The organism is Legionella sp. PATHC035 (genome assembly GCF_026191115.1).
GTDB lineage: Bacteria > Pseudomonadota > Gammaproteobacteria > Legionellales > Legionellaceae > Legionella.
In genome coordinates this window covers 3,578,836-3,593,693 of the sequence record NZ_JAPHOT010000001.1, presented here as the reverse complement: position 1 = coordinate 3,593,693, position 14,858 = coordinate 3,578,836, and the positions used below count along the sequence as shown (strand labels likewise).

Here is a 14,858-nt window from a genome sequence, read left to right as displayed (position 1 = left end):
GTGCCGTCATCCTGAGTGAACCAGAGGTCGGCCACTCCTAACACCGTCCACAGCATGAAGATCCCTCGCTTCATTCAAGATGACGTAGGGACTCGCAAGCTATAACTAAATCATCTCATCGCCACCTTTAGAACCCAGTGCAATCTTACCTTCTTCGGAGAGACTTTTTGCTATGGCTAATATATCACGTTGAGCCCGTTCTACATCAACTACTTTAACCGGACCTTGTAATTCAATGTCTTCACGCAATAAGTCAGCAGCACGTTTGGACATATTAGAAAATATTTTTTCTTTGGTGAGTTCAGTAGTCCCTTTTAAAGCCAATTTTAATTGTTCAGGAGTCACATCACGCAATAAAGTTTGCATACTTCGATCATCCATATCAACCAAATTCTCAAATACGAACATTTTATCACGGATTTTTTCGCTGAGTTCCTCGTCCCAATCTTTGATTTTATTCAGCACTTCTTCTTCCATTGCACCATCGAAATAGTTTATCACATCCGCAACACTCTTAATGCCTCCTACTGAGGCAGTTTTACTGACCTTTTGACCACTGAGTTGCTTTTCAATGACTTGTCCTAGCTCTGAAATCGCCTCGGGCTTAACCGTATCGATATTGCACATGCGTAATAAAACTTCCGATCTTTTTTCCACACTAAAATAGCGTACTACTTCAGCTGCTTGTTCACTATCCAGGTGAATTAATATGGTTGCTATAATCTGCGGGTGTTCGTTACGAATCACATCAGCAATTAACCGACCATCCAACCACTTTAAGCGATTAAGGCCACTGTCTTTATCAGATACAAGAATTCGATCGATAAATGGAGTCGCTTTTTCTAATCCCAATGCCTCAATGAGTACTGTACGTAAATAATGCTCTGTATCTACTGTTAAGCTCGTCTGCTCCCCAATCGCACTGGTAAATTCAACCAAAACATTTTCCATTTTAGCCTTAGTCACATTACTGAGTGTCGTCATTGCAACACCAACCTTTTGTACTTGCCTTGGCTCTAGATGTCTTAATACTTCTGCAGCATTTTTTTCACCCATACTTAATAACAATATGGCTGCACGCTCTATTCCATCCATAACTACCCCCGATCAACCCAATTTTTAACAACCTGTGCTACCCGTTTGGGTTCCTTATCAACAACTTGACGTAATAAATTTAATTGTGATTCATAATCATTTGCATCTTTGATTGAGATTGTCCCATCATAGGTTAAATCACCTATAGGCTGATCATCACTCGCAACACTCACAACGTTTCGGTTACTTGCTAATGTCTTCAGCATGGGTCTTAACACACCAAAAATTAGTGCTAAGACAAATACAGCTGCGGCCGCTTGCTTCACTATGGACCAGAAAATCTCTTTCTGCCAAAAACGCTCCTCAGGAATAGCGGCAATCGGATCGGGTTTAACAAAATCAGAATTGATTACATTCAAACTGTCACCTCGTTGAGCATTTAACCCAATGGCATCAGCAACCAGTAATTTAATTTGATCTATTTCCTTTGCGGTCAAAGGCGTTTTCGTCATCTTTTTGGTCTTTTCATCCATTACAGCTCGATTGTCAACCAAAACGGCTACAGAGAGTCGTTTAATTGTTCCTGGCTGATTTTTGGTATGACTCACTGTTTTATCCAACTCGAAATTTTTGGTACTTTGCGTACGTAAATCAGTGGATTGATTGGAATCAGATGCTGCTTGCGCTGGTGGTGCATTTTTAGGGGGCGCATTCTTGGGAGCAAGAGCTGGATTATTTTGCGGTATATTCGATAAAGTGCCAGGGACACCTACCGCATCATTTGAAGCACTACGCTTTTCTTCCATAGTCTGTTCACTACGTAGAGAAGGCTGTTCGGGATTAAACATTTCTTGGGTTTGCTCGTAACTGGTAAAGTCGACATCAGCAGAAACTTTTGCTCTAACACGACCATAACCCAGTATTGGCGTTAGAATATCTTGAATCTTTTGCGCATATTGATGTTCCAAATTTTGTCTGTAATCCAGAAAGCGCTCAGTATCTGAAAAAAGAGTTTGTCCACCCCCCTCATTTAATAACTGCCCATCCTGATCAACCACGGTAACCCGACTAGCAGATAAGTTGGGGATACTGGATGCAACTAAATTCACAATAGCAGCAATCGTATGTTTTTTCAGCTCCAAACCAGAATAGACATCAAGAAATACAGAAGCACTGGGTTCATGAGCATCACGGACAAAAGCGGACTCGCGTGGAATTGCGAGATGGACTCGGGCTGATTTAATGTCATTAAACTTACTTATAGTACGTGCCAACTCTGCTTCCAAGGCCTGTTTATAACGTGCATTCTCCATAAATTGGCTGCTATTAAACGCGTTGGAACTGGAAAATAGCTCTTCTGAACCTACCGGCTCTCGGGGTAATCCTTCCATTGCCAATTTAAGACGCACATTTTGCAGGTTATCTGCTGCAACCATAACCATGCTGTTGTTCCCGTCAATCTTGAAATCAATACCATTACGTTCCAGTGCAGAGACCACCTCAGCTGCATCACGCGCATTCATTTGGGTGTATAAAGGCACATAATTCGGATCGCGTGACCATAACACCACCCCTAGACCAATTGCTATGCTTGCAGCAATGCCTACTAATAAACCAATTTGTCGGGCAATAGATAGATTTGCAAATTTTGCTGCTACCGTTGATGCACTATCAGCCAATGCCATATCAAGCTCCTAATTATACTGGCATATTCATTATGTCTTGATATGCTTGCACCACTTTGTTACGAACTCGAACAGTAGCCTCAAGCCCCAAGTTGGACTTTTGGGTTGCTATCATTACATCCCCTAAACTGACATTAGGATCACCCATTTCAAAACGAGTTTTTAAAGCATCCGCAGTTTGGTTTAAATCGTTGACTTGATTTAAGGCATGTTGAAATACTGTACCAAAAGGTGGGTTACTCTCCGTTTCAATAATCCCACCCTCGGCCTTAGCAGACATTGTCTTTATTTGGTTTAGCAGGTTAACTGTATTAATATCACTCATATCCCTATTTACCTCATAATTATTACTAATTATCCATGTAGACTGTTGCATGTATAGCCCGGATTCCAGCTCTGCCTTCACCAAGACTATAAACTATAAAACTTTTTATACTGTATACCCTTCTTCGCGCATTTTTGCTAGTTTATAACGTAATGTTCGCTCACTCACCCCTAATAAAGCAGCTACTTTTTGCCTGTTCCCTTCATTCTCCAATAAAGTTTTTTCAATCAATTCAAACTCATGAATTTGTAAATTTTTACTCTGAGCAGTTGGACTAGTTTCAGGGATCAAAGTAGTGGTCGATGACAATTGTAAATGCTCTGCCTCAATAATACCTTGGGTTTGTAATACTAATGCCCGTTGAATTACGTTATCTAGTTCTCTCGCATTTCCTGGCCAAGGATAGGCCAACATCAGCTTCTGAGCTGATGGACTGATCACCGGCACTACCGGCTGCTTATGCTGACAATGCTTGCGAATCAAATAGTTCGCCAAGGGAATAATATCATTTTTTCTCTCACGTAAAGGGTGCCACTGCAAAGGAAAAACATTCAGACGATAAAACAAATCCTCTCTAAAACGCCCGGCTTTGACCTCATCCTTTAGTTGTCTATTAGTTGTAGCCAGTATGCGTACATCCAAACTAATTGTTTTATTGGCACCAATACGTTCCACTTCTTTCTCTTGCAAGACACGAAGGAGTTTCGCTTGTAAGCTTAAGGGCATTTCACTCACCTCATCAAGAAGCAACGTCCCTCCCTGCGCTTGTTCAAACTTACCAGGAGTTGATTTATAAGCTCCAGTAAAGGAGCCCTTTTCATAACCAAATAAAGTAGCCTCAAGCATTTGCTCGGGAATTGCAGCACAATTAATAGCAATAAAGGGTTGTTTTTTTCGCGGTGAATGATCATGAATAAAATGGGCCAAAACCTCTTTTCCTGTCCCGCTTTCACCACTAATCATCACACCAACATCCGATTGAGCTACTTTTAATGCCATCGTCAGCAAAGCCTGGCTTTTAGGATCTTTGGCAATCGGTTCTCCAGTATCCTCATCAAACTCAACTTTAATGTATTGATTGATTTTTTCAGTTAATAGCTGAGCACTAAATGGCTTTTGCAAATAATCTACTGCCCCATGATGAAGCGCATTCACAGCATCTTGAACGGATCCATAAGCGGTCATTAAAATCACAGGCAATCCAAGTCGTCTTTTTTGAATCTCTGCGAGTAGCTGATTTCCGTCAAGTTCATCCATGCGAATATCGGTCAACACAACCGATGGATTATGGATTTCAAGAAGTGCTAGAGCTTCCTTGCCATCTTTAGCAGTAATATATGTATGGCCAGCAATAGTCATTGTTTCAGCCAGCGCTTCCCTTAATACTGGATCATCTTCAACGATTAAAACATGACTCATAAAAAAGTCCTTTTTCAGAGTGTTATAAAAAGGATATCATCCCGGGGCGACAAAGTACTCCTTGAATCCTAATAATCGACCCAGGAGCGCCTCACCATACTCAGGATGACGACTCAACATATTACGGCAAAAACAAATTAACTTGTGTACCGACTCCTTCTGTAGACTCAAGGCTTACTCGACCGCCGTGTGCTTTGACTACTGCATAAACGACCGCTAAACCCAATCCATTTCCTTGAGCTTTCGTAGTATAAAATGGCGAAAAGGCCTGACTCTTCACCTCTTCTGTCATTCCCTTACCATTGTCCTCTACTGATATTTGTATACCCGAATCATCCATAGATGCAAGTGTTAAATTAATTTCTGTTGCATCAGATTGCAATGAATTGATCACCAAGTTTAAAACAGCACCAATTAATGACTCTGCATGGATTAACGATTCAAGGCTAACTAACTGATTATTCACATTGAATGTAACATTACGCGCTAATACATAAGGTTGAGCGCGTTGTACGAGTAACGAACACCAATAATTCATATCCATGCGCGTTGGCTCGATTGTAGTACCCCGTGCAAACAGTAATAAGTCCTGGATTTGCTGCTCAATACTGGTATGGCATTCTTGTAACCGATGTATCCAATTTTGGGTACGAACATCCAAATCAGGAAGATTATTCAAATGTTCTGTATATAACATTGCTGAAGCCAAGGGAGTTCTGATTTGATGTGCGAGCTGCGCAGTCATCGTACCAATTGAGACCAAACGCTTTTCATTTTCTTTGGCCTTCTCGTAATCTCTTGTAGCCGTTATATCGGTTAAACTGACTAATATGCCAGGTAAACTGTCCAAGGTGGCAATAGCCACATGCACACGGCGACCATCGGCAAGAGATACTTCATGGCCGTCATCAGCACGAGGAACAAAAGCTCGTAAAATCACATCCAGCCATAAGGAATCAAGTAGTCCATATCCTAACATTGCCTCAGCTGGCGGATTTAGCCATACGATACGCCCCTGAGAATTAATAATTACCAAAGCCGTAGGGAGGCTGGATAAAATATCCCACTCAGAAAGAGGTATGTGTGGTCTTACTGCACATGTTTGGTAATTAGAATAATGCATACTGGATGAAATTATTATAATTAATAAGAAGACTGTAACAAATTTAAGTTAAAATGAAAATACATTTAAAATCATGCAATTAATCAATCACTATTTCTTCTTTTTATTGATGAAAATTAAATCATTTTTTGCAATTCATCTAAAAAATATCATATCAAGACAAGTGGTAAAAAATTTAGTTTGTTAAATTTAGCGGCATCATTTGAAACAACACTTATTCAAAAATACAAAATTTTTACATCGAAAATAATATCCGACTCATTAACCACCACCATGCTCTTGTTTAAATCACTGCTTCGAATTGCATCTATAATTAATACAGTAGCACTAATTTTTTAATCTGTTCTCCTCTTGTTTGGCGTCAAGCTCAATGAGCATGAAAATATGGGTAGAACGAGCGAGATATTTATGACCTTAGGCAAAACCGAACAGGCTGAACCAGAACAAACGGCACGCACGGAACCAGCCCGATTGAATATGTTTGAAAATACCGATCAAAAGAAGTGGACCGCACGATCAATTGAAGCAGAGCAAGCACTTTCTTCGATGGTTAAAAAAGGATGCACTTTAAGAGAGCTATATGATTTTGCTCGAACAAAAAGAGCTGATATCGCGGTAGAGCTAGAGCAGACATCCAAATCATGGGGAAACATCAATTTTTTTGGCATGATAAGAAATGAGTATCGAAATTATGAGGATGTATATGCCCTTGATTTTCTTCTAAAAGAAGGTGATGGAGAAAACCTATTTGGTATTATTTCACAACTCATTAGTTCACAGAGTGAATTATTTGATAAAAAAACACATGAACGATTGGGACAAACTCAATTGAGGACAAATGAGTTTATCTCTCAAGATGCAGAAAACCCCCTTGTAATTTATGAAACACTCTCTAAAGATCCCTCTGATATGAAACTTACTGCCTGGGGCATACAAGATTCAAATGGACAAGTACATATACTCAAAGCATCAGCAGCATGGGGTACTAAGAGCAAGGGACATTATGAAAAAAAATTAGATGAGCTTGATAAATTACTAAAAGAGACCATGAAACCCCAAAAATCCGAGCAAGAGTTTTTAGAAGGTCTTGCAGAATTAATTTACTGTCTTTCTAAAGAGATTCTTCTGGTCCGAGGTACAGCAGCTGTTAATGGTTGGCTTGCGCGAGCAATTGCCCAAACCAGAGGAATTGATCTGGGAAACCTTCGTATTAATGGTCTTCCTTTTGATATATGTGCCGAACTCACTATAGATAAAAAGAAATACATAAAAGATTTTGTTACGTCATTTAGTAAAGATTTAATCAAAGCTAAAGAAGAAATAACCGTTCCCGCATCCTCCCCCAACCAATCACAGAAAGAAGAGCTTCCTCAGCCCCATCTAAAACCAGATTACTCTCAGAAAAAATTTTCCAAAGTCCTCTATCTCAATATGAAACTTGCCAAGGAAAAAGTAAAAAACAGCGATTTCCTTTATGCTGATTTTAAAAATTGCAGCTACGATTACGTTGATTTTTCCGAATCATGTTTTCAACAAACGAGTTGTACTGATTGTTCTTTCCAGCATTGTAATTTTAATAAAGCAGACTTTTGCCAAGCAAATTTTCTAAAATCTCAAATTTTTAATTCAAGTTTTCGCAATGCTGCTCTTACATCTACAAATTTTCAATTCTCAAGTTTATTCTTCTGTGACCTTTCCGAAGCGAATTTAACAGGCGCACATTTAATTAGAACAGACCTTACTGGAACTAATTTAACTTCGGCGATACTAGTAGGCGCAGATTTTACTAATGCCACTCTACAGAATGTCAACTTAACCAATGCAAATTTAAATGGAGCAATATTAGTAGGTGCTAATTTTTCAGGAGCAAATTTGACTGGAGTTAAACTTAAAGATGCCATATTTTTTGCAGAAACAAATAACTTGGTTGAGTTTAAAAAACAATTAAATTCATTTGATGCGGCATTGAAATTATTAACATCAAAAGAAGAAATTAAAGATCTTCGAGCAAATGCAGTCCGGTGTATCTTGAAGATTGTGGACAAACTACCTTCTGAGGACAAGGCAGCCATGCTCAAGTTAGCAAGCTCCCATCCTTGTTTTGCACAACATAGAGACTTTGATGTATTAAAGTCAGCAGTAAACACAGTGTTTGGTCTTTGGCCAAATTCCTCTCTTGAAATTAAAACAGATTCAAAAAAATCGCTTCTCGATCATATGCCACCAACTCCCCCAAGAAAAAATTAATGTGAGGTTGTGTCGTGTAGACTTGATGATGCGCAGCGGGACCAGGGGATTTATAAATCCATTTATGCTCCTAATTGTCGGATTCGCTATCTGGTACCTGAACGACCAATACCTGGATTATGACTCAGAATTGTTCTCGTCCAACGATTTTAGAAATGCAAGTTTCTCTGCAATTTTAATTTCTAAACCACGCGGTACCGGTTTATACCAACCGGGCTCCTCCATTCCTTCAGGTAAATAATGTTCCCCGGCGGCATATGCATGCGGTTCATCATGCGCATAACGATACTTTTTTCCATACCCTAGTTTTTTCATTAACCGCGTAGGTGCATTACGCAAATGGACAGGCACTTCTCGTGATTTATCACGTTTTACAAAATCCATAGCTTGATTAAAAGCAACATATCCTGCATTACTTTTTGCAGCGATTGACAAATAAATGACAGCCTGTCCTAGCGCAAGCTCTCCTTCCGGAGAACCTAATCGTTCATACGTTTCAGCAGCATCGTTTGCTATTTGGAGCGCCCGAGGATCAGCTAAACCAATATCTTCCCAAGCCATTCGTACAATACGTCGGGCTAAATAAAGGGGATCCACCCCACCATCTAACATACGGCAGAGCCAATAAAGAGCAGCATCAGGATTAGAACCACGTACTGATTTATGTAATGCAGAAATTTGATCGTAAAAATGTTCTCCACCCTTATCAAAACGTCTGACTTGTTCTGCCAAAGCATTCATCACAAATCCTTTTGTGACATGCACTTTATTCATTGCGGTACATGCGGCATGTAATTGTTCAAGACTATTCAATAATCGTCGAGCGTCACCATCAGCAAAGCCAATAAGCATTTCCAGCGCATCATCATCGAATTGAAGAGGAGATAAAAGCACTTGATATGCTTTGTGAAACAGTTGTCTCAATTCTTCATCAGTCAAAGATTTTAATACATAAACCTGAGCACGTGACAACAAAGCAGAATTGACTTCAAAAGAAGGATTTTCGGTTGTAGCCCCTATAAAAGTGACTAAACCGGATTCCGTGTAAGGTAATAGCGCATCTTGTTGCGCTTTGTTAAAGCGATGAATTTCATCGATGAACAGAATGGTGTGTTTACCATGAGCCAGATTATCCTGGGCTTTCTCAACTGCCGCACGAATATCCTTAACCCCCGAAAACACCGCAGAAAGCGCTATCCATTCACTATCAAACGCTTCAGCAGCAATACGAGCAATTGTTGTTTTACCAACTCCTGGTGGTCCCCATAGAATCATTGAGTGAAGTTTTTTACTCGAAAAACTTAGTCGCAATGATTTACCTTCACCCAATAAATGACCTTGACCGATCACTTCGTCGAGATTTTTGGGTCTTAAAAGCTCTGCTAGAGGTGGTTGCGGCGTTGTGTTAAACAAACTCATTGCTGAACCACGTCAACCCCTTTAGGCGTTTTGAATTGAAACAAACTAGCTGCCAATTTAGGGTTTGTTTTAATTTGTGATAATTGAACCGTAGTCACTTGGCCCAGTTGATCATATAACTCCAAACCAGTTAGGTTATTTTGACGAAACACCAGTTTGATTCGTTGAAAATTTGCTTTAGATGATTTTGATTTTAGATCAAAAACCAAGTCGTTACCCACATTACTTTGTGTCACATTAAAATCTCGTGTAACCGTATTATCATACCCACTTAAGAATAAAGCCGCAGTACCCCCTAAACCTTTTCGTTGCGTTTTGACCGTTACTTGCTCCAAATCTTTGTCATAAACCCAAATTTTCTGGCCATCAGCAACCATTAATTGCGCCATAGGCTGCACCGTTTGCCAACGAAATCGACCGGGTCTTTGTAATGCCATTGTTCCTGATGAACGGGAGACTACTCGCTGTTTTGCTTTCACTGCTTGTTTAAACACAGCAGTCATTGAGCGAATTCCATTTAATTTAGTTTGCAGCAATACATCAGGGGTTTCACTAAATACCGCAGTTGAAATACTTAAAAGTATTACGGTTAATATTTTTTTCATAATTATTCCTCCGTCACGGATGACACTAAGACATCTCGATAACCACCATCTAATGGGCCCACAATTCCTGTTCGCTCCATTTCTTCGACCATACGAGCTGCCCGGTTATAGCCTATTTTTAGTCGTCGCTGTACTGCAGAAATACTGGCCTTCCGTGTTTGGATAACGAATTCTACCGCTTGATCATAAAGAGGATCATCATCCTCAGCAGATTGGCCGTCCTCATCAGAACCGCCCTCATTACCATCACCTGTTAATTTCAAAATATCATCAATATAGTCAGGCTCCCCACGAGCACGCCAATCATCAGCAATGCGATGTACTTCTTTATCATCAACAAAAGCACCATGAACTCGTAAAGGCGCCCCACTTCCGGGTGCTAAATACAGCATGTCCCCATGTCCCAGTAATTGTTCAGCACCTTGTTGATCTAATATAGTACGAGAATCAATTTTTGATGAAACTTGGAATGACATTCGAGTTGGAATATTTGATTTAATTAACCCGGTTAAAACATCTACCGACGGTCTTTGAGTCGCAAGAATCATATGGATTCCTGCAGCGCGAGCTTTTTGAGCAATACGAGCGATTAACTGTTCCACTTTCTTGCCCACGACCATCATCATATCAGCAAGCTCATCAATTACGACAACAATATGGGGTAAAGGTTCTAATTCTGGCGCTGTTTCATCCATTGAATCAACAGGTTTCCATAGAGGATTAGGGATAGGTTGGCCATTAGCAATGCCTTCTGCGATTTTACTATTAAAACCAGCCAAATTTCTTACACCCAAAGCAGCCATCAACCGATAACGACGCTCCATTTCTTCTACACACCAACGTAAAGCACTAGCGGCCTCTTTCATATCAGTAACAACAGGAGTTAATAAATGGGGGATGCCATCATAAACTGATAACTCCAGCATTTTAGGATCAACCATAATCAGACGGACCTGGTCTGGAGTTGCCTTAAATAAGATACTTAAAATCATGGCATTAATACCAACTGACTTACCGGATCCCGTGGTCCCGGCGACCAATAAATGAGGCATTTTAGCTAAATCAACAACTACAGGGTGGCCTGCAATATCCACGCCCAAAGCCAAAGTAATTGGCGAATGGGCCTGCTGGTATACATCCGCCAATAAAACATCCGATAGTCGAACAGTCTCACGTGAATGATTCGGTAACTCCAAACCCACAACCGTTTTACCTGGAATGACTTCAACAACACGAACTGATACTACAGATAAAGAGCGCGCGAGATCTTTAGCCAAAGCAGTCAGTTTACTCACTTTGACACCTGCAGCTAATTGCAATTCAAAACGAGTTACGACTGGCCCCGGATGCACCGCTACTACACCCGCTTGAATACCAAAATCGAGTAAGTGCTGCTCAACCTCCCGCGATAAATTCTCCAGTTCTTGGTGAGTGTATCCACCCATAGGTTTACCAGGTTGGCCTTTATCCAGCAAACTTAAAGACGGTAAATCACCTGCGGTGCTCACTTTGGGAATACGGATTTCTTTTACTTCTTTAACCGGTTTGACAATTTCAGGCTTAACTTCCTGCGCAATTAAAACAGGAGGAACAGCAGCACGCTCCTCTTTTTCTACTTTAGGCTTAAATAATTTAGGAGCAGGCTTTTCTCGAGGTATCTTGGGTGCCTTAGGGATCACATTTGATTTGGATTGTTCAACTCGTGATTTAATGACTGATAGCGCCTTGTGTGTCGTTTTAGAAATATAATTCGCAACGAATAAAGTATAAAAACCAATCAACTCCACTGCTTTTATCCAAGACAAGCCTGTCAACCAGGTCGTTCCTACCAAAAGCATAGCAAGTAGAACTAAGCTTGCGCCATGCAAATTGAGCATTTGATACCAACCGCCACCAACCGCTTGTCCTATAAATCCCCCTGCACCATGGATGGAATCCAATTGGTTCATTTCTGCCTCAAGGCTTAATAAGCCACAACCCCCTGCGAACATGAGCATTAAGCCAACGGAACGAAGTACTAAAACACGTTTATCTAGGCGATTTAGAGCGCGTAAATCGTGCAATAGAGCCCAGGAAATATAAACAAAAGCAATCGGTACCAAATAAGCAAAATATCCGAATACAAAATAGAGTGCATCCGCAATATAAGCACCTACTTGTCCACCCGAATTCGCAACAACTGTTCCAGCTCGAGAAACATGTGACAATCCAGGATCACTGATTTTATAAGTGAGTAATGACAAGAGCACAAAAAGAGCACTTGTTAGAATTAATATAAAACTACCCTCGCTAAGCCGCTTTACAACATAGCTAGGCATATGATTTTTAGAACCGCTTGATTTTTTTCCTGACTGTTGTTTTTCCATAGGTATTTTCATATCTTTGTTTTTGTCATAATATTCGCCATCTTAACACAAAATATTAAAATATTAAGGAAGGCAGAGACAATGAGCTCCAGCAATCATCATCGCTTAATTATACTCGGTTCAGGACCAGCAGGTTATACTGCCGCAGTCTATGCCGCAAGAGCCAATCTTCATCCAGTTTTAATTACTGGAATGCAACCAGGAGGTCAGCTAACGACCACTACTGATGTAGATAATTGGCCCGGTGATATAGAGGGATTACAAGGCCCTGCCCTAATGGAACGTATGCAAAAGCATGCAGAACGCTTTGACACTCAAATTATTTTTGATCATATTGTTAAAGCGAATTTAACACAAGCACCTTTTACTCTTCATGGTGATAGCGATACTTATACTTGCGATGCACTAATCATTGCAACGGGAGCTTCTGCACGTTATCTGGGATTAGAATCCGAATCAGCTTATCAAGGTCGAGGGGTTTCTGCCTGTGCCACCTGCGATGGCTTTTTTTACCGCAATAAAGCAGTTTGTGTTATTGGTGGTGGAAACACTGCTGTGGAGGAAGCACTTTATTTATCAAACCTTGCATCGAGTGTTACTTTAGTGCATCGGCGAGACAGTCTGCGAGCTGAGAAAATCCTTCAGGATAAACTTTTTGAAAAAACCCGCAACGGCAACATTAAAATTATCTGGAATTCTACTCTTGATGAAGTGATTGGTGATGATAAAAAGGTGACTGGCGCTTTAATCCGGAATGTACAAAATGATACCAAAGAATTATTAAATGTCGATGGCGTATTCATTGCGATAGGACATACACCGAATACCGATTTATTTAAAGACCAGCTTCTCATGAACAATGGTTATATTGTAATTAAATCAGGACTGGAAGGAATGGCGACTAGCACCTCAATTCCTGGTGTATTTGCCTGTGGCGATGTGGCAGACCATGTCTATCGACAAGCCATTACCTCGGCAGGTTTTGGTTGTATGGCTGCCCTTGATGCAGAACAATATTTGGATTTGAATTTAGGAAAAATTTAGATCCTCAGAGGCCTTATCGGAGTTTTTTGTTGTCATCCGAATGCAACGCAGAGTTCCTTGCTGCAGCACTATGTTACACAGGGAGTCTCTGCTCTTTCGGGATGGGAAGTTCCGCTGCGTGAAATCCAGATTATGCTCATTATGAAGCCTCAGGGGCTTTTTGTTGTTTGAGCATTTTCAAAATAATATCTTTTCCCATAGCCTCAACCATTTTCATAAACAAAGGGGGTTTTCTTTCTTGCAAGCGCTGTAAATCGGAATATCGCCAATATAAATAATCTACAGGTTCTCGTGCATGAATTGTAGTGTTCGCTTTCCCATCTCTAAAATAACTCATCTCACCGATAAAGTGATAAGGGCCTAACTCAAGAATACCATTCTCTACTTCGATATAAACTTTGCCTTTAGTAATCAACATGAGATTTTCTACGGGGCTTCCCTTCGTTAATATTTTTTTGTTACTCGAAGTACCGCTAGAGCTTATTTTAATCAAACGAATAAAGTCACTCGTTTGCATATCCGAGAAAAATAAATCTTTGATTTGTTGCAAATCATAAGGTAAATCCCTAGGTATCATGTCTCTTAACAAAATGCCTATCTGCACAAAATTAATAATTAATGATGCGATAGCCCAAAATGCAACGGGAGGTACATTAGCTAAAGCTCCGTAAAGTAAAAAAGATAAATCAGATAGCACAAATATTGTGCGAATAATAAGCACTTTCCTAAAGCTAAGACTAAGAAGAATTAAAATATTTCCTAAACTATACAAATAATCCAATTGCTTCCTCCAATTCTTGTTTATAATAATTGTAGAATACAAAAAGGTCCTATGAGAGAAAAAATCCCAGATAAATCCAGGAGATTGTATTGAGTTATAATGAAACCTACTCCTTTCCAAACCCAGAAACTTGTGATGATCAGGGTTTATTATTTATTGGGGGGGATTTATCTCCTCAACGGATACTTCAAGCTTATCGACAAGGAGTGTTTCCCTGGTACGAACCAGGAACACCTATTCTTTGGTGGTCCCCAAATCCAAGACTCATATTAATTCCTACTGAATTCAAAGTATCTCGTAGCTTACAAAAATCACTAAAAAAACCCTTTAGCTTTACTGTAGATACTGTATTTAGAGAGGTCATTATGGCATGTGCCACTTGCTCTGGTCGTATGAATAATACCTGGATTACTCAAGAAATGATTGAGGCCTATAGCCAATTGCATACAATGGGTTATGCGCATTCTTTTGAAATATGGTATAAAAATGAATTGGTCGGAGGTCTTTATGGGCTCAGCATAGGACGCGTTTTTTTTGGTGAGTCCATGTTCCATAAAATTACGGATGGATCAAAAATTGCTTTTTATTATTTATGCAAAACTATGGCAAAATGGAATTTTGATTTTATTGATTGCCAAATTCCCACCAGTCATCTACAAAGCCTAGGCGCAAAAATTATTGAACGTAAAGAATTTCTTCATCTGTTGCACCAATCATTAGAGCATCCTACGAAGCAAGGTTCATGGAATATCACCTTGACTTAATATTTCAAATAGCAAGAATCCTGTACTATCATTATACAAGGCGGA

Annotated in this window: 12 protein-coding genes; 3 read left to right on the top strand and 9 right to left on the bottom strand. The window is 40.0% G+C overall.

The features are described from left to right. Window positions 1-105 precede the first annotated feature (105 nt). The 5 genes from fliG to OQJ13_RS15570 all read right to left on the bottom strand — a co-directional run bounded on the left by fliG (window position 106) and on the right by OQJ13_RS15570 (window position 5,587). A complete protein-coding gene (fliG, locus tag OQJ13_RS15590; RefSeq protein ID WP_265711766.1) occupies window positions 106-1,095 on the bottom strand; it encodes a flagellar motor switch protein FliG in 990 nt (329 codons plus the stop codon). A 2-nt stretch (window positions 1,096-1,097) separates the two neighbouring features. Then, window positions 1,098-2,720, bottom strand: a complete 1,623-nt coding sequence (fliF, locus tag OQJ13_RS15585) for a flagellar basal-body MS-ring/collar protein FliF (RefSeq protein WP_265711765.1) — start codon at window positions 2,718-2,720, stop codon at window positions 1,098-1,100. Between the two features lie 13 nt (window positions 2,721-2,733). Next, window positions 2,734-3,045 (bottom strand): flagellar hook-basal body complex protein FliE, encoded by a 312-nt coding sequence (gene fliE / locus OQJ13_RS15580; RefSeq protein ID WP_265711764.1) that lies wholly within the window; start codon window positions 3,043-3,045, stop codon window positions 2,734-2,736. 105 nt (window positions 3,046-3,150) lie between these two features. Then, a complete protein-coding gene (locus tag OQJ13_RS15575) occupies window positions 3,151-4,464 on the bottom strand; it encodes a sigma-54-dependent transcriptional regulator (protein ID WP_265711763.1) in 1,314 nt (437 codons plus the stop codon). Window positions 4,465-4,585: 121 nt separating this feature from the next. Further along, on the bottom strand, window positions 4,586-5,587 hold the full coding sequence (locus OQJ13_RS15570) for a sensor histidine kinase (protein WP_028381859.1): 1,002 nt from the start codon (window positions 5,585-5,587) through the stop codon (window positions 4,586-4,588). Window positions 5,588-5,971: 384 nt separating this feature from the next. On the opposite strand from OQJ13_RS15570, the gene OQJ13_RS15565 reads away from it, so the two are divergent. Beyond that, on the top strand, window positions 5,972-7,834 hold the full coding sequence (locus OQJ13_RS15565) for a pentapeptide repeat-containing protein (protein WP_265711762.1): 1,863 nt from the start codon (window positions 5,972-5,974) through the stop codon (window positions 7,832-7,834). A 117-nt stretch (window positions 7,835-7,951) separates the two neighbouring features. Here OQJ13_RS15565 and OQJ13_RS15560 read toward each other — a convergent pair whose 3' ends face one another. The 3 genes from OQJ13_RS15560 to OQJ13_RS17035 are packed head-to-tail and all read right to left on the bottom strand — an operon-like array spanning window position 7,952 to window position 12,224. After that, on the bottom strand, window positions 7,952-9,253 hold the full coding sequence (locus OQJ13_RS15560) for a replication-associated recombination protein A (protein WP_265711761.1): 1,302 nt from the start codon (window positions 9,251-9,253) through the stop codon (window positions 7,952-7,954). Further along, window positions 9,250-9,858, bottom strand: a complete 609-nt coding sequence (gene lolA / locus OQJ13_RS15555; protein WP_265711760.1) for an outer membrane lipoprotein chaperone LolA — start codon at window positions 9,856-9,858, stop codon at window positions 9,250-9,252. The genes OQJ13_RS15560 and lolA overlap by 4 nt, the downstream gene beginning before the upstream one ends. A gap of 2 nt (window positions 9,859-9,860) precedes the next feature. Next, window positions 9,861-12,224, bottom strand: coding sequence for a DNA translocase FtsK (locus OQJ13_RS17035; protein ID WP_322783747.1), 2,364 nt, complete (start codon window positions 12,222-12,224; stop codon window positions 9,861-9,863). 81 nt (window positions 12,225-12,305) lie between these two features. Here OQJ13_RS17035 and trxB point away from each other — a divergent pair, with 81 nt between their 5' ends. Further along, on the top strand, window positions 12,306-13,268 hold the full coding sequence (gene trxB / locus OQJ13_RS15540) for a thioredoxin-disulfide reductase (protein WP_265711759.1): 963 nt from the start codon (window positions 12,306-12,308) through the stop codon (window positions 13,266-13,268). A gap of 139 nt (window positions 13,269-13,407) precedes the next feature. Here trxB and OQJ13_RS15535 read toward each other — a convergent pair whose 3' ends face one another. Then, the gene (locus OQJ13_RS15535) at window positions 13,408-14,049 is read right to left on the bottom strand and encodes a cyclic nucleotide-binding domain-containing protein (protein ID WP_265711758.1); all 642 of its coding nucleotides are present in this window, start codon (window positions 14,047-14,049) and stop codon (window positions 13,408-13,410) included. Window positions 14,050-14,138: 89 nt separating this feature from the next. Here OQJ13_RS15535 and aat point away from each other — a divergent pair, with 89 nt between their 5' ends. Continuing rightward, window positions 14,139-14,813 carry a leucyl/phenylalanyl-tRNA--protein transferase gene (gene aat / locus OQJ13_RS15530; protein WP_265711757.1) on the top strand — a complete coding sequence of 225 codons (675 nt, stop codon included), beginning with the start codon at window positions 14,139-14,141 and terminating at the stop codon, window positions 14,811-14,813. Window positions 14,814-14,858 lie beyond the last annotated feature (45 nt).